This window comes from Hydrogenophaga sp., assembly GCF_051860785.1.
Classification (GTDB): Bacteria; Pseudomonadota; Gammaproteobacteria; order Burkholderiales; family Burkholderiaceae_C; genus Hydrogenophaga.
On record NZ_JBIMLB010000001.1, the window covers coordinates 335734 to 352307 of the forward strand.

General features: G+C 67.0%; 12 protein-coding genes. 11 read left to right on the forward strand and 1 reads right to left on the reverse strand.

Going from position 1 to position 16574, the window contains the following annotated elements; translation table 11 throughout:
• The first annotated feature begins 12 nt into the window (after positions 1-12).
• Positions 13-5982 carry an Hpt domain-containing protein gene (locus ACTIF6_RS01585; RefSeq protein WP_439586247.1) on the forward strand — a complete coding sequence of 1990 codons (5970 nt, stop codon included), beginning with the start codon at positions 13-15 and terminating at the stop codon, positions 5980-5982.
• Here the strand turns inward: ACTIF6_RS01585 and ACTIF6_RS01590 are convergent.
• A complete protein-coding gene (locus ACTIF6_RS01590) occupies positions 5979-7463 on the reverse strand; it encodes a cryptochrome/photolyase family protein (RefSeq protein ID WP_439586248.1) in 1485 nt (494 codons plus the stop codon). The genes ACTIF6_RS01585 and ACTIF6_RS01590 overlap by 4 nt on opposite strands.
• Positions 7464-7530: 67 nt before the next feature.
• Here ACTIF6_RS01590 and ACTIF6_RS01595 point away from each other — a divergent pair, with 67 nt between their 5' ends.
• The 10 genes from ACTIF6_RS01595 to ACTIF6_RS01640 all read left to right on the forward strand — a co-directional run bounded on the left by ACTIF6_RS01595 (position 7531) and on the right by ACTIF6_RS01640 (position 16557).
• Entirely contained in the window at positions 7531-8118 is a 588-nt protein-coding gene (locus tag ACTIF6_RS01595; RefSeq protein ID WP_439586249.1) for a YqgE/AlgH family protein, read from the forward strand.
• On the forward strand, positions 8115-8528 hold the full coding sequence (ruvX, locus tag ACTIF6_RS01600) for a Holliday junction resolvase RuvX (protein ID WP_439586250.1): 414 nt from the start codon (positions 8115-8117) through the stop codon (positions 8526-8528). The genes ACTIF6_RS01595 and ruvX overlap by 4 nt, the downstream gene beginning before the upstream one ends.
• A gap of 14 nt (positions 8529-8542) precedes the next feature.
• A complete protein-coding gene (gene pyrR / locus ACTIF6_RS01605; RefSeq protein WP_439586523.1) occupies positions 8543-9043 on the forward strand; it encodes a bifunctional pyr operon transcriptional regulator/uracil phosphoribosyltransferase PyrR in 501 nt (166 codons plus the stop codon).
• 2 nt (positions 9044-9045) lie between these two features.
• On the forward strand, positions 9046-10005 hold the full coding sequence (locus ACTIF6_RS01610) for an aspartate carbamoyltransferase catalytic subunit (RefSeq protein WP_439586251.1): 960 nt from the start codon (positions 9046-9048) through the stop codon (positions 10003-10005).
• A 112-nt stretch (positions 10006-10117) separates the two neighbouring features.
• The gene (locus tag ACTIF6_RS01615; protein ID WP_439586252.1) at positions 10118-11461 is read left to right on the forward strand and encodes a dihydroorotase; all 1344 of its coding nucleotides are present in this window, start codon (positions 10118-10120) and stop codon (positions 11459-11461) included.
• Between the two features lie 79 nt (positions 11462-11540).
• A complete protein-coding gene (locus ACTIF6_RS01620; RefSeq protein ID WP_439586253.1) occupies positions 11541-12308 on the forward strand; it encodes a lysophospholipid acyltransferase family protein in 768 nt (255 codons plus the stop codon).
• Positions 12309-12322: 14 nt separating this feature from the next.
• Positions 12323-13012: a response regulator transcription factor gene (locus ACTIF6_RS01625; RefSeq protein WP_439586524.1), complete on the forward strand. Its 690-nt coding sequence runs from the start codon at positions 12323-12325 to the stop codon at positions 13010-13012.
• Positions 13009-14376, forward strand: a complete 1368-nt coding sequence (locus ACTIF6_RS01630; protein ID WP_439586254.1) for an ATP-binding protein — start codon at positions 13009-13011, stop codon at positions 14374-14376. The genes ACTIF6_RS01625 and ACTIF6_RS01630 overlap by 4 nt, the downstream gene beginning before the upstream one ends.
• Before the next feature lie 152 nt (positions 14377-14528).
• Entirely contained in the window at positions 14529-15014 is a 486-nt protein-coding gene (locus tag ACTIF6_RS01635; protein ID WP_439586255.1) for a tripartite tricarboxylate transporter TctB family protein, read from the forward strand.
• A 31-nt stretch (positions 15015-15045) separates the two neighbouring features.
• Positions 15046-16557 carry a tripartite tricarboxylate transporter permease gene (locus tag ACTIF6_RS01640; RefSeq protein ID WP_439586256.1) on the forward strand — a complete coding sequence of 504 codons (1512 nt, stop codon included), beginning with the start codon at positions 15046-15048 and terminating at the stop codon, positions 16555-16557.
• Positions 16558-16574 lie beyond the last annotated feature (17 nt).

Sequence of the window (16574 nt, forward strand, 5' to 3'; positions counted from 1 at the left end):
TTCTGGATCACCATGTTCGACACCGCCACCGACACCACCGACAGCCAGCCGATGGACACGGTCGCCGACCTGGGTCCGCTGGCGTGGGTCTTCGATGAACTGCGCAAATCGCTCGATGCCGCCAACAAGGCCATCAAGCGTTTCGTGCGCGAGACCGAGCAGTCGCGCCAGAACGACCTGGAAGCGGTGGACCCCGGTTCGCTGCGTCTGGCTCGCCAGCAACTGCACCAGGCCGTGGGCGCTCTCGAGATGGTGGGGCTCGGTGCACCGGCCCAGGTGCTGCGCGGCATGGAAGCGGCAGTGCAGCGTTTCGTGCAGCGGCCCACCACCTGCAACGAGGAAGCCGCCTCCAAGGTGGAGCGCGCAAGTTTCGCTCTGGTGGAGTACCTTGAAGCGGTCCTCAACAACAAGCCGGTGCAGCCGGTGGCCCTTTTCGCACAGTACCGCGAGGTGCAGGAACTCGCTGCCGCCGAGCGCGTGCACCCGGCTGATCTGTGGCCGTTCGAGCACCGGGGCGTCGAGGTGGGTGCGCCCGCTGGCGTGGCGCCTTTGCAGGTCAATCCGGCCATGCGTTCCCTGTTCGACCGGCTGGTGCTGCTGGTCGTCAAGACGCAGAGTCCGGCGGCGGCGCAACAGCTGGCCAAGCTGTGCGCAGGCCTGTGCGCGGGCGCCGAGGATGCGCGCGTGCGCACCTTCTGGCGTGTCAGTGCGGCTCACTTTGAATCCGTCGCGCAGCGCTTGTTGCCGGCCGATGTGTATGTCAAGCGCGCGGCCTCGCGCATCCTGCTGCAGTTCGCCAACATTGCCCAGGGCAAGAACCAGATTTCCGAGACGCTGCTGCACGACCTGCTTTTCTTCTGCGCGCAGCCCACCGCGGTGTCGACCACGACCACGCCCCACCTCGCAGCGGTGCGCGAGGCCTTCGGGCTGGGTGGCGTCACGCCGGTGGACTACCACCAGGCCACGCTTGGCCGCTTCGATCCTGCCGTGCTGGCGCAGGCGCGCAAGCGCATCCACACCGCCAAGGAGGTGTGGTCGCTGTACTCTGGTGGCGACCAGAGCCGTGCGCGCCAGGTGGCCGACCAGTTCGGCCTGATTGGCGATTCGCTGCTCAAACTGCATCCGGCCAGCACCGTGCTGGCCCAGGCGCTGGTGAAGGCGGCCGATGCGGCCGTGCACGAGCCCGGTGGCGTGCGCCCCGAGCTGGCCATGGAAGTGGCCACCACCACGCTGTATCTGGAGGCCGCGTTCGAGGACTTCGATCCGAGCGCGCCCGAACTCACCGAGCGCACCCAGGCGCTGGCCGGACGCCTGGAAGGTGTTCTCGCGGGCGCACCCGCCCAGCCGCTGGACGCCTGGATGGAGCAGCTCTACCGCCGCGTGAGCGACCGGCAGACCATGGGCAGCGTGGTCGGCGAGCTCAAGGTTTCGCTCGGCGAGGTGGAAAAATCGCTCGACCAGTTTTTTCGCACGCCACAGGAGAAGGCTGGCCTGCACGTGGCGGTGTCCCAACTGGGGCAGATGCGCGGCGTTCTCTCGGTGCTGGGCCTGGAGCAGGCGGTGCACACCGTGGCGCGCATGCGCAACACGGTCGACCAGATCCTCGACACCGAGGTGGACGAAACCATGGCCCGCGAGGCCGGCACCTTCCAGCAACTGGGCAACAACCTGAGCGCCCTGAGCTTCCTGGTGGACATGCTCAACTACCAGCCCGCGCTGGCCAAGAAGCTGTTCGTGTTCGACGAGGGAAAGGGCGAACTGCTGCCCCTGATGGGCCGCACCGTGAGCGCCCGGGTCATGCACCAGCCCGCGCAGGCCGATGCCCGCGCCATCAGCGATGGCGTGCAGCGCGTGGTGGACAGCGTGCAAGGTGGCGCGAGCCTCGTGGACCTGAGCCAGCAACTGGATTCCCTGGCCGACCAGGCTTCGCTGGCAGAGCAATCCGGCGTGGCCAGGGCCGCGCGCGAAGCCGCTGAAGCGGTTGTCAATGACAACGCCGCTGCGGGTGCGCAGGCGCTGGTGGGCCTGTCGGAGAGTTCGCACATGGCGCCTCTGGAGCCCTCGGCCACCGCGGCCGAGGACAACGACGAAGACGACCTGCTCGACATCTTCCTGGAAGAGGCCCGCGAAGTCGTGACCCATGGTCTCGAGGCGGTGTCGCATCTGCAGGTGCAACCCGGCGACCTGGAACATCTCACCACACTGCGGCGCGCCTTCCACACACTCAAGGGCAGTTCGCGCATGGTCGGGCTCGACGAGTTCGGCGAAGCCGCCTGGGCCATGGAGCAACTGCTCAACACCGTGCTGGCCGAACAGCGGCCAGCCAGCCCGCCGCTGCTCACCCTGGCGGGCGAGGCCATGAACCAGTTCGGTCGCTGGGTGACCGATATTTCTGCCCGTCAGGCCGACGCGTGGCGCTCGCAACCCTTCCGGGCCAGCGCCGAGGCTTTGCGGGAGCAGGGCCAGTACCTCCCGCTGGCGGTGCCGCCACAAGGCCGGGCCGAAGCCGTGACGCTGACCGTACCCGAGCCGGTCGAGGTGCCTGTGCCAGCCACGGCCGAGCCGGACTTCAACTTCGATCTCGATGCGCTTTCCAAGCCCGCGCCCCTGGCGGAGCCTGAACCTGAATCGGTGCCCGATTTGTCGCTGGATCAAGCACTGGCCGCAGAATTCGAACCCACCAATCTGCAGCATCTGGCCGAGGCGCCATTGGCCGCTGCCAGCGACCAGCCTCCTGCCATGCTGGCCGACATCGATTTCGACAGCCTGGCGGCGGTGTCGTCCGCCCAGCAGGTGCAGCAGCCACCCGAAATCCTGCCGGAACCGGTTCTCGAAGCCGAACCCGTGCCCGAGCCGGTCTCCGCATGGGCGGAGCCCCTGGTCGAACCCGTCCCCGTCCCCGAGCCGTTGGCGCCGCCGGTGGTCGATGAGGTGGTCGAGTCGACCTCGGCAGAAGCCACCGACGTTCAGTTGCCAGCCGAAGAGCCCGCGCCAATGACCGAGATCGAGGCCATGCCGGACGACCAGACGCGCGTCATCGGCTCGCTGCGCATTGGCCACAAGCTCTATAACGTCTACCTCAACGAGGCGGACGAATGGTCCCGTCGTCTGAGCACGGTGCTGGCCGAATGGGCGCTGGAGCGCCACGAGCCCGTGCCCGAACAGGCCGAGGCACTCGCCCATTCCCTGGCCGGCAGTTCGGCCACGGTGGGCTTCGAGTCGCTCTCCCACATCGCCCGCGCGCTTGAGCACGCCCTTGAATCCGTTGCCCTGCACCAGCAGGCCGGCCGCACCGCCACCGCCGAACAGGCGCAACTGTTCGTGCAGTCCGCCGACGACATTCGCCGACTGTTGCACCAGTTTGCCGCCGGCTTCCTCAAGGAACCCAACGCCGATCTGCTCGCGGCGTTGTACCGGGTGGTGCACGATCCCGAACCGGAAGCCGAACCGGAAGTGCCGGCGCAAGCCGTGTTCGAGGCGCCGATGGCTGAACCGGTTTCGCCGGTGCTGCAACTCACCGGCTTCGAAGTGACCAGCCACGGTGACCTCGCCGCCGGCTTCACTGCGCCCCACGCCGACACCAGCAGACCGCATGGCCAGGTTCAGGACATCGACGATGACATCGATGTGCTCGACACCATCGACGTCGACCTGTTCCCGATCTTTGCCGAGGAGGCGATGGAACTGCTGCCCCAGCTGGCCGGTGCCCTGCGCCAGTGGGTTTCGCGGCCAGACAACGGCAGCGCGCGCGCCGAGGTGCTGCGCAACCTGCACACGCTCAAGGGCAGCGCCCGCCTGGCAGGTGCGTTGCGCCTTGGTGAAATGGCGCATCGCATGGAGACCGCGGCCGAACGCCTGGGCTCGGACGTGCAGCGAAGCAGCGATCTCGAACCGCTTCAGACCGCCTTCGACGCCATCAACGCGCGTTTCGAACTGCTGCGCCACACCGATCCCCAGGCGCAAGACGTGGTGCAGACCGCGCCCGAGCAAATCATCGGTCCGGTTCCCACCGTGGCCGAGCCGGAGCCTTCGACCCCATCGGAGTCTGCACCGGCCGGTGCAGACGCGCCCCTGGGCCTGGTCGGTCTTTCCCTGCCGCAAGCGCCGGTTCAGGTGCAGGCGCGCGCGGGCGCTGCCGTGCGTGTGCGTCCCGAACTGCTGGACCGCCTGGTCAACCAGACGGGCGAGGTGATGATCACTCGTTCGCGCATGGAGGCCGAACTCGTCACCCTGCGCGGCTCACTCAAGGACCTCACCGGCAACCTCGACCGTCTGCGTGGGCAGTTGCGCGACATCGAACTGCAGGCCGAGACGCAGATGCAGTCGCGGCTCGCGCAGGCGCGCGACGCCGACCAGTCGTTCGACCCGCTCGAATTCGACCGCTTCACCCGGGTGCAGGAACTCACGCGCATGATGGCCGAGTCGGTCAACGACGTGGCCACCGTGCAGCGCAACCTGCAGCGCGCGGTGGAGTCCACCGAAGACAGCCTGGTGGCGCAGGCGCGCCAGACGCGCGAATTGCAGCGCGACCTGCTGCGCACGCGCATGGTGGAATTCGAAGGCATTTCCGAGCGCCTGTACCGCGTGGTGCGGCAGGCTTCCAAGGAAACCGGCAAGCAGGTGCGGCTGGACATCACCGGCGGCAACATCGAAATGGACCGTGGCGTGCTCGACCGCATGACCGGTGCGTTCGAACACCTGCTGCGCAACAGCGTGGTACACGGCATCGAATTGCCCGAAGCCCGTCAGCAATCGGGCAAGCCGGCGGAAGGCCAGATCGAGATCCGGCTGGCGCAGGAACTCAACGACGTGTCGGTGGTGTTCACCGATGACGGGGGTGGCCTGGACCTGGCGCGCTTGCGCGAGAAGGCCGAGGCGCAAGGGCTTGTTGCACCGGGCGCGCAGGTCAGCGACGAAGAGGCCGCACAGCTCGTGTTCGAACCTGGCCTGAGCACAGCACGCGAGGTCTCCGAACTCGCCGGCCGCGGTATCGGCATGGACGTGGTGCGCAGTGACGTGGTGGCCCTGGGTGGCCGCATCGAGACCGCCACCCAGCGGGGCCAGGGCAGCAGCTTCAAGCTGGTGTTGCCACTGACCACCGCCGTCACCCAGGTGGTGATGTTGCGCGCGGGTTCGTTCACCATGGGCGTGCCGTCCAACGTGGTGGAGGTGGTGCGGCGCCTGAGCACCGCCGACCTGAACAAGGCTTATGCCAGCGGCGCACTCAACGTCGCGGGGGAAGACGTGCCTTTCTTCTGGACGGGTGCGCTGCTGCAGTCTTCCGCCCATTCGCAGGAAATACATGGCCGTACCCATCCGGTAGTGATTTTCCGAAGCGCCGCGCAGCGCGTGGCCATGCACGTGGATGAAGTGCTGGGCAACCAGGAAGTCGTGGTCAAGAACCTGGGCACGCAGCTCTCGCGGCTGCCGGGTCTGGCGGGCATGTCGGTCCTGGCATCGGGCGCAGTGGCGCTGATCTACAACCCGGTGGCATTGGCCACGGTGTACGGCAGCCAGGTGCCGGCCTGGGTGGCCAGCCACCAGCGCAGCGGTGCGCTGGTGTCGTCCGATGCGACGGCGGCTGCCGAGGTGGAAGTCAATGCCGTGCCGCTGGTTCTGGTGGTGGACGATTCCATCACCGTGCGCCGCGTCACCCAACGCCTGCTGCAGCGCGAAGGCTACCGCGTCACGCTGGCCGCCGATGGCCTGCAGGCGCTCGAGAAGCTCCAGATGGAGCGGCCCACCGTCGTGCTGTCGGACATCGAAATGCCGCGCATGGACGGCTTCGATCTGGTGCGCAACATCCGCAGCGACGTGCGCCTGTCGGACCTGCCGGTGATCATGATCACCTCACGCATTGCCGAGAAACACCGCGAGCATGCGCGCGAACTGGGCGTGGACCACTACCTGGGCAAGCCGTACTCGGAAGACGAGTTGCTGGCTTTGATCGGGCACTACGCCAAGACGGCTGCGGAAGCCTAAGTCAGCTTCGCTGGATTTTTCACCACGGCGTAGCGGAGCAGCGTGCGCTCCCGCGCCAGGGCGTGGTCCACGATCGGCAGCGGGTAGTTCTTGCCCAGTTCCACACCCGCAGCCGCCAGCTCGATTTCATTGGCCTTCCACGGCGCGTGGATCACCGCATCGGGCAGGCCAGCGAGTTGCGGCAGGTAGCGGCGGATGAACTTGCCCTGCGGGTCGAACTTCTCGCTTTGCGTGACGGGGTTGAAGATGCGGAACCAGGGCTGCGCGTCGCAGCCGCTGGAACTGGCCCACTGCCAGCCGCCGTTGTTGGCCGCGAGGTCGAAGTCGATCAGGTGCTCGGCGAAATAGCGCTCGCCCCATTGCCAGTGAATTCCCAGGTCTTTCACCAGGAAACTCGCCACCACCATGCGCAGGCGGTTGTGCATGTAGCCAGACTGGTTGATCTGTGCCATGGCCGCGTCCACCAGCGGGTAGCCGGTGCGACCTTCGCACCAGGCGGCAAACTGTTCCTTGGCGTGTTTGTCGCGCTCGAACTTGATGGCGTCGTACTCGGAGCGGAACGCCTTGTCGACCACGTGGGGGAAGTTGGCCAGGATCTGGTGGTAGAAGTCGCGCCAGATCAGCTCCGACAACCAGGTGCTCGCGCCGGCGATGCCCTGCAGGTGCATCTGGTAAGCCACGGAGGCAATGCCCCGGATGGAGATGGTGCCGAAGCGCAGGTGCGCGCTGAGGTAGCTCGGCCCCTTCACGGCAGGGAAATTGCGCGCCTCGTCGTAGCGGTCGATGCGCTCCACGAAATCCTCGAACAACTGGTGCGCACCCGTCTCACCCGTGGGCATGGGCAACTGCGAGAGATTCGTGGCGGTGAAACCGATGTCGGCCAGCCGCGGCACGGGCGCCGTGTGCGACGTGGGCACCGGGGCCAGCGCCTTGCTGTAGCGCTCCACCGGGTAGGCCTGCAGATGAAACGGGGTGAGCGCCTTGAGCCAGGCGTTCTTGTACGGCGTGAACACGCCGTAGGCCTGGCCAGCCTGGGTGAGCACCTCGCGCCGCTCGAAGATCACATGGTCCTTGTGGCTGTGCAGCAGGATGCCGGCGTGCGCCAGGTCGCCGAACACGCGGGCGTCGCGCGCCAGGGCGGCGGGCTCGTCGTCGTGGTTGGCAAACACCGCCTGCACCCCGAGCTGCTGCGCCAGGGCCGGAATGGCCTGGCCGGCGCGGGCGTGCAGCACGATCAGCCCGGCGCCCCGAACGCCGTGCGCCCGGCCCATTTCGCGCAGACGTTCGTCCAGTTCCACCAGCGACTCGCGGAGGAACTCCACCCGCCGGTCGGCGCGGGGCAGCCCGTCCAGGATGTCGGTGTCGAACACGAAGACGCACCACACCTGCCGGCATTGTTTGAACGCGTGGTACAGCGCCGCGTTGTCCTGCGTGCGCAGGTCACGGCGAAACCACATCAGGCCCTTGTCGTAGTGGTTCATGCGGCGGGGTCGGGTGAGGTTCCCGCCGTGCGGCGCCCGGCAGGGTGCGGCGGCTTAAAATCCCGCCATGTCTGCTGATTCTGCCTCCATCAACCTGACCAATCATTTCCTGATTGCGATGCCCAGCCTCAGCGACGAGCTTTTCGGCCGCAGCGTGGTGTTCATGTGCGAGCACAGCGAACGCGGCGCGCTCGGGCTGGTGATCAACAAGCCCAGCGACATCCTCCTGCCCCGCCTGTTTGAAAAGGTGGACTTGCCCATGGGCCGCGACGACCTGGCCACGCTGCCTGTGTTCCAGGGTGGCCCTGTACAGACCGAGCGCGGCTTCGTGCTGCACGAGGCGGTGTCGGGCGAGGGTGAGTCGGTCTATGCCTCCACCCTGTCCATTCCCGGTGGCCTGGAAATGACCACCTCCAAGGACGTGCTCGAAGCCATGGCTTCGGGCGCCGGGCCGCGCCGGGTGTTCGTCTCACTCGGTTACGCCTCCTGGGGCCAGGGACAGCTTGAGTCGGAAATCACCGAGAACAGCTGGCTCACCGTGGAGGCCGACCCCAGCCTGATCTTCGATGCGCCGGTGGCCGAGCGCTACGAGCGCGCGATGGGTTTACTTGGGCTGCAACCGTGGATGCTGTCTCCAGACGCGGGGCACGCATGAGCGACCTGGCCACGGCCGTTCCGGCTGAATGCCAGATGTTTCTTGCTTTCGACTTTGGCCTCAAACGCACCGGCGTGGCCACCGGCAACCGCCTCACGCGCAGCGCCACGCCGCAGCCCACCATTGCCGCCGAGGGTGACGCGCGCTTCGAGCAGGTCGCTCAGCGCCTCAAGGAGTGGCAGCCCGATGCGCTGGTCGTCGGCGTGCCCTACCACCCGGATGGCGCTGCGCACGAGAACACGGCACGCGCCTTGAAATTTGCCCGCCAGCTGCGCGGCCGCCACGGCCTGCCGGTGTTCGAGGTCGACGAGCGCTACAGCACCACCGAGGCCCACAGTCTGGGCGCGAAGGACGCCGATGCCGCGTCGGCCTGCATCATCCTGGAACAGTTTCTGAGGAGCCTTCCTTGAGTTCATCTTCTTCCATGCCCGACGCCGAGACGCTCTACACAGAGTTGCTGAGTGGTGTGAAGGCCCTCATCGCGGTGGCGCCCCAGCCGGTGGTTCTGGCCGGCATCACCTCCGGCGGCGCGTGGCTGGCCGAACGCCTGCAGCGCGACCTGGGCCTGCCGGGCAACGCCGGCGTGATCTCGTCCAGCATGCACCGCGACGACTTCGCCCAACGGGGCCTGGCCTCCAGTGCGCAGACCGTGCTGCCCTTCGACGTGAACGGCGCCCACGTGCTGCTGGTCGACGACGTGCTCTACACCGGCCGCACCCTGCGCGCCGTGATCAACGAACTCTTCGACTACGGCCGGCCGGCCAGCGTGCGGCTGGCGGTGCTGGTGGACCGCGGTGGACGCGAGCTGCCGATCGAGGCCAACGTCTGCGCCGCGAGCATCGAGGTCGCGCAGGGCCAGTCGCTCGAACTCGCGCGCGACGACGGAGGCCGATTGAGCTTCGTGCTGGAAAACAAGGAAGCCTGAACGTGACGCAACGCAATCCCCAGCTCAACAAGAACGGCGAGCTCATCCACCTGCTCTCCACCGAGGGCCTCTCGCGCGACATCCTCACGCAGATCCTGGACACGGCGGCCAACTTCGTGAGCGTGAGCAACCGCGAGGTGAAGAAGGTGCCACTGCTGCGCGGCAAAAGCGTGTTCAACCTGTTCTTCGAAAACAGCACGCGCACGCGCACCACTTTCGAGATTGCGGCCACCCGCCTCTCGGCCGATGTGATCAACCTCGACATCGCGCGCAGCTCCACCGCCAAGGGTGAGTCGCTGCTGGACACGATTGCCAACCTGAGCGCCATGGCGGCCGACATCTTCGTCGTGCGCCACAGCGAGTCGGGTGCGCCGTATCTGATCGCGCAGCACGTGGCGCCCCACGTGCACGTGATCAACGCGGGCGATGGCCGCCATGCGCACCCCACGCAGGGGCTGCTCGACATGTACACCATCCGCCACTACAAGAAGGACTTCACCAAGCTCTCGGTGGCCATCGTGGGCGATGTGCTGCATTCGCGCGTGGCACGCTCCGACATCCACGCCCTGACCACACTGGGCTGCCCCGACGTGCGCGTGGTCGGCCCGCGCACCCTGGTGCCCAGCGACCTCTCGCAGATGGGGGTGCGCGTGTGCCACACGCTGGAAGAGGGCATCAAGGGCTGCGACGTGGTGATCACGCTGCGCCTGCAGAACGAGCGCATGAGCGGCGCGCTGCTGCCTTCCAGCCAGGAGTACTTCAAGAGCTTCGGCCTCACACCCGAGCGCCTGCGCTGGGCCAAGCCGGACGCGATCGTCATGCACCCGGGTCCGATCAACCGCGGTGTGGAGATCGACTCGGCGGTGGTGGACGGGCCGCAGAGCGTGATCCTGCCGCAGGTCACCTACGGCATTGCGGTGCGCATGGCGGTGATGGGCATCGTCGCGGGGAACGAGGCATGAGCATGACCCCCACGCTCCACCGCTGCGCGGGTCGCTCCCCCCCGAGGGGGCTGGCCTTGCTTGGGGCGGCCCTGCGCTGCGGCCGTTCGCTTGATGTGCGAAAGAACCTTCTATGAAAATCCTGATCCAGAACGGCCGAGTCATGGACCCGGCGACCGGTCGCGACGAGATGGCCGACGTGGCGATCGCCGCCGGCCGCATCATCGCCATCGGCAACGTGGCGGCCGACTTTCACGCCAACCGCACCATCGACGCCACCGGCTGCGTGGTGGCGCCCGGGCTGGTGGACCTGGCTGTGCGCCTGCGCGAGCCCGGCCAGGAACACGCTGGCATGCTCGAGAGCGAGATGGCCGCAGCAGTGGCCGGTGGCGTCACCTCGCTGGTCTGCCCGCCCGACACCGACCCGGTGCTCGACGAGCCCGGCCTGGTGGACATGCTCAAGTTCCGCGCCGAGAAGCTGCATCTGGCGCGCGTGTTCCCGCTTGGCGCGCTCACGCGCGGGCTGCAGGGCGAGGTGCTGACCGAAATGGCCGAGCTCACCGAATCCGGCTGCATCGGCTTTGGCCAGGCCGAGGTGCCCATCGTCAACGTGCAGGTGCTGCAGCGCGCATTGCAGTACGCCGCCACTTTTGGCTACACGGTGTGGCTGCGCCCGCAGGACTTCTGGCTGGGCAAGGGCGTGGCCGCCAGCGGTCCGCTGGCCACGCGCCTCGGTCTTGCCGGCATTCCAGTGGCGGCCGAAACCATTGCGCTGCACACGCTGTTCGAACTCATGCGCAGCGTGAAGGGCAGTGGCCCGGGCGCGCGCGTGCACCTCTGTCGCATCAGCAGCGCGGCCGGCCTCGCGCTGGTGCGCCAGGCCAAAGCCGAAGACCTGCCCATCACCTGCGATGTGAGCGTGCACAACCTGCATCTCACCGACGTGGACATCGGCTTCTACGACAGCCGCCTGCGCCTGCAGCCGCCGGTGCGCCAGCAGCGCGATCGCGATGCGCTGCGCGCGGGGCTCGCCGACGGCACCATCGATGCGCTGGTGTCCGACCACAACCCGGTGGACAGCGACGCCAAGACGCTGCCCTTCGCCGAGGCCGATCCCGGGGCCACAGCGGTCGAATTGCTGCTTGGCCTGGCTTGCACCTGGGCACAGCAGGATGGCCTGGGCCTCATGCAGGCGCTGACCGTGCTCACCAGCGGGCCGCAGGCGGTGCTGGGCGCCAGCCTGGGCACGCTGCAGGCCAGCGTGGGGCGGCTGGCGTTGGGTGGCGTGGCCGACGTCTGCATCTTTGACGCGAACAGCCCCTGGACCGTGAGCCCGGCGGCGCTGCGCAGCCAGGGCAAGCACACCCCCTTCGGTGGCCACGAGCTGCCGGTGAGCGTGCGCGCCACGCTGGTGGCTGGCCAACTGGCCCACCAGGTGGGCGCCGACCACTCGGCCGAAGGGGCCACAACAGCGTGAAAAGCGGCCCCCACGCTCCGCCGCTGCGCGGGTCGCTGCCCCCCGAGGGGGCAGTTTTCATCTTGGGGGCGGCCCGGCGATGAAAAAGCGCGTGCGCGCGCTCTGGCGTGTTCTGAGAGGCGTTGGCCTCGTGGTGCGTGGCCTGTGGATCATCCGGACCGAGTTCGGCCGCCTCACGCCGCCCCAGACCGAGCTGCTGGTGCGTGAATGGTCGCGGCAGATGCTGCGCATCATGGGTGTGGATCTGGTGGTTCGCGGTGAGCCACCGGCCAGTGGCCCGCTGCTGGTAGTAGCCAACCACATGTCCTGGCTCGACATCCTGGTCATGAACGCCGCCAAGCCCGCTCGCTTCGTCTCCAAGTCCGACGCGAAGCACTGGCCGCTGCTGGGCTCGCTCATCACCGGTGCCGGCACGCTCTACATCGAACGTGGCAGCCGGCGCGACGCCATGCGCATGGTTCACCACATGGCCGAGCGCCTGCGTGAGCGCGACATCCTCGCCATCTTTCCCGAAGGCACCACGGGCGACGGGCGGGCCCTGTTGCCATTCCATGCCAACCTGTTCCAGGCCGCCATCTCGGCCAATGCCCCCATCCTGCCGGTGGCGCTGCGCTTCATCGACACCCGCACGGGTGCGCCGCACGACGCACCCGTGTTCGTGGGCGACGCCACGCTGATCAGCTCAATCTGGGCCACGCTCTGTGCCGATGGCGTGCAGGTGAGGGTGCGCTACGGCGAGCCGCAGATGCCCCAGGGCCGCGACCGCCGCACCTGGGCCCGCGACATGCAGGAAGAGGTGGCCCGGTTACTGGAACCGGAGACCGGCGTGCAAGGGAAAACGGCCTGATGGAATCTCCAGCGATGTGGCGTTGCCTGGTGGTGGAAGACGACGCGGACAACGCGCGCTACATCGCCACGGGCTTTCGCGAACTCGGCCATGTGGTCGTGATCTGTCGCGACGGCATGGAAGCACTTGGCCGCGCCACCGGTGAGCCCTGGGACCTGATCATTCTGGATCGCATGCTGCCCAACGAGGTCGACGGCCTCGCCATCCTCTCGACTTTGCGCGGGCTGGGCAAGAAGACCCCGGTGCTCGTGCTCAGTGCGCTGAGCGCGCTCGATGAACGCGTGCGCGGTCTCAAGGCCGGCGGCGACGACTACCTGACCAAACCCTTCGCCTTCTCCGAACTCGCGGCCCGCGCCGAGGCGCTGGTGCGGCGCTCCTACCCCGCTGCGCCCCTGCGCGTGTTGCAGATCGCCGACCTCCGGCTCGATCTCGCCAGCCGCCAGGTTGAGCGCGGCGGAAGGCCGGTGCCGTTGCAGCCGCGCGAGTTCCGCCTGCTGGCCTACCTGATGAGCCATCCCGGTCAGGTGCTCACCCGCACCATGCTGCTCGAAGCGGTGTGGGATTACCAGTTCGATCCGCAGACCAACGTGATCGACGTGCAGGTCAGCCGTTTGCGAGGCAAGCTCGATGTGGGGGGCGCGCCGCAACTGATTCACACGGTGCGGGGCATCGGCTACCGCATCGCGGCCGACCCCGAACCATGATCGACAGGCTGCGCCCGCTCTGGCGCTCGGTCGGTTCCCGCCTTGCGTTCCATTACGGTGTTCTGGTCGTGATCACCATGATGGCCGCACTGGCCATCATCTACCTGCAGACCGTGGGCGTGATGCACCAACGCATGGCGCGCCACGTGTCGCTGACGGCGCAGCAGCTGCTGGCCAATGTGGATGAAGGCGGCTTTGAGGCTGGGAGTGCGGCCATCGCACGCGCGCTGGCCGACGACCGTGATGCCGAAAACGAGATCTACCTGCTGATCGACCGCGAAGGCCGATGGCTCGCGGGCAACCTCGACCAGTTGCCGGATGCCGCCAGCAACGCCAGCCCGGTGCAGCGGCGGGTGGTGCGCGGTGGCCGAAGCCTGAATGCCTACCTGGTCACCCACGCGCTGCCGGGGGGTGGCGTGCTGGTGGTGGGACAGAACCTGCGCGACCAGGAGATGATCGAATCGCTGGTGGCCAGGGCCAGTGGCGCAGCAGCGATCTTCGCCGTGCTGCTGCTGATCGGGGGCACCTTCGTGTTCCGGCAGGAACTCGAGCGCCACGTCGGCTCGATACGGCTGACCGCCAGGCGCATCGCCAGCGCGGGGCGGCTGCAGGAGAGGGTGGCCGAGTCGGGTGAAGAAGACGAATTTGCGCTGCTCAATCGGGAGATCAATGCCATGCTCGACCGCATCGAGTCGCTCATGGAAGGCGTGCGCCACGTCTCGGACACCATCGCTCACAACCTGCGCACGCCGCTCACGCGCATCCTTGTGAACCTGCGCGAGGCCGAGAAAGCCGCCAGCTCTGCACAGGGGAAGGCCGCTGTCGGGGCCGCTATCCGGGAGGTCGAGGATTTGACGCTCGTCTTCGAAAAGCTCCTGCAGATCGCCGAAGCGGAGGCCGGTGCACGGCGTCGCAGCTTCACGCAGGTGTCGCTCGACCTGATCGCCAACGACGTGCTGGAACTCTACGAAGCCGTCGCCGACGCGCAGGGCGCGGTGCTGGTGCGCGAGCCCACCGACGAGGCGCTGCTCGCTGGCGATCGCGACCTGCTCGCCGGGGCGATCGCGAACCTGCTGGACAACGCGCTCAAGTACGGTGGCCAGGGCGCGCTGATCCGGGTGGGCACCCGGGAGACGCCTGATGGGTTCCTGCTCACCGTGCAGGACAACGGGCCTGGCGTGCCCCCCCGGCAGTTTGAACGCCTGGGTGTGCGCTTTCATCGGCTCCATCCGGAAGCGCCGGGGCATGGCCTGGGCCTGGCCAGCGTGCAGGCGGTGGCCGCCCTGCACGGTGGGCGTCTTCGTTTCGAGGATGCGAATCCCGGCCTGTGCGCCATCATCGAACTGCCGCGTTCCCACGCCTGACGTTCACCGGCGGCTCGCTTCACATTGCCAAATGGCAATGTTTTGTTCATCCACGCCAACGCCGACTCTTCTTACGATCGCTCGCGTACTTTCGTGCCGCCGTCGGACCCTGTCCTGCGCCTGGCGAGTGACGCAGATTTCAGGAGTCAACGTTGAGAATCCAGAGTCAGAGAGATTTCGTCTCGGGTGTGCTGTTCACCGTGTTTGGCGTGGCCTTCGCATGGGGCGCCACGACCTACACCGTGGGCACCGCTGCCCGCATGGGACCCGGTTACTTTCCCTTGATGGTGGGTGTGCTCATCGCCATCCTGGGCGCGGTGATCGCGATCAAGTCCATCACCGTCAAGACCGAAGACGGTGAGCCGATCGGCCGAATTGCCTGGCGGCCGCTGATCTTCATCATCGGCTCCAACCTGATCTTCGGCGTGTTGCTGGTCGGCGTGCGCAGCCTCGGCCTGCCCGCCATGGGCCTCATCGTCGCGATCTACGCGCTCACCTTCGTCGCCAGTCTGGCGGGCGACCAGTTCAAGTTCAAGGAGGTGCTCATTCTGGCCACCATCCTGGCGGTTGGCAGCTACGTGGCCTTCAAGATGGCGCTCAAGTTGAACTTCCCGATCTGGCCAGCCTTCCTCGGCTGAAGGCAGCGACCACGACAACGAGACAAGAACCATGGATCTGATCACCAACCTTTCGATCGGTTTCGGCGTCGCCTTCACGGCGCAGAACCTGCTCTACGCGCTGTTTGGCTGCCTGCTGGGCACCTTGATCGGCGTGCTTCCCGGCATCGGACCGGTCGCCACCATTGCCATGCTGCTGCCGGCGACCTACGGCCTGCCGCCCGTGGCCGCGCTCATCATGCTGGCCGGCATCTACTACGGTGCGCAATACGGTGGCTCGACCACCGCCATCCTCGTCAATCTCCCGGGCGAGGCATCGTCGGTCGTGACGGTGATCGACGGCTACCAGATGGCGCGCAAGGGCAGGGCAGGGCCCGCGCTGGCCGCCGCTGGCCTGGGCTCCTTCTTTGCGGGTTGCGTCGGCACCTTGATCCTCGCGGGCTTCGCGCCTCCATTGACCGAAGTGGCCCTGAAGTTCGGCCCGGCCGAATACTTTTCGCTGATGGTGCTGGGGCTGATCGGCGCCGTGGTGCTGGCATCGGGTTCGCTGGTCAAGGCAGTGGCCATGATCCTGCTCGGCCTGGCTTTCGGTCTGGTGGGCACCGATGTGAATTCCGGCGTGGCGCGCTACAGTTTTGACATTCCCGAACTCACCGACGGCATCAGCTTCATTGCCATAGCCATGGGTGTGTTCGGCTACGGTGAAATCATTGCCAACCTGGCCACACCATCGAGTCAGCGCGAGGTGTTCACCGCCAAGGTGAAGGGCCTGATGCCGACCAAGGAAGACTTCAAGCGCATGACGCCCGCTGTGCTGCGCGGCACCGCGCTGGGTTCTGTGCTGGGTATCCTGCCGGGTGGTGGCGCGCTGATGTCGGCCTTCGCCTCGTACACGATCGAGAAGAAGGTCAAGCTCAAGCCCGGCGAACTTCCCTTCGGTACAGGCAACATCCGCGGTGTCGCGGGCCCCGAGTCGGCCAACAACGCGGGCGCGCAGACTTCCTTCATCCCGCTGCTCACGCTGGGCATTCCACCCAATGCGGTGATGGCCTTGATGGTGGGCGCGATGACCATCCACAACATCCAGCCCGGCCCGCAGGTCATGACCTCGAACCCGGAGCTTTTCTGGGGCCTGATCGCCTCGATGTGGATCGGCAACCTGATGCTGATCGTGCTCAACCTGCCGATGATCGGCATCTGGATCAAGCTGCTCACCATTCCCTACAAGTGGCTGTTCCCGGCGATCGTGCTGTTCTGTGCGGTGGGCGTCTACTCGGAGAACAACAACGTCTTCGAGATCTGGATGGTCGCCATCTTTGGTGTCATCGGCTACCTGTTCCACAAGCTGAAGTGCGAGCCGGCACCGTTGCTGCTGGGCCTGATCCTCGGGCCGATGATGGAAGAGTACCTGCGGCGCGCCATGCTGATCTCGCGCGGCGACTGGAGCGTGTTCGTCACGCGCCCGATGTCGGCCACGCTGCTTGCCATCGCCGTGGTGCTGCTGGTGGTCGTGCTGCTGCCCTCCGTAAAGGCCAAGCGCGAGGAAGCGTTCGTCGAAGATTGAGGCTTCACATTTCGGCT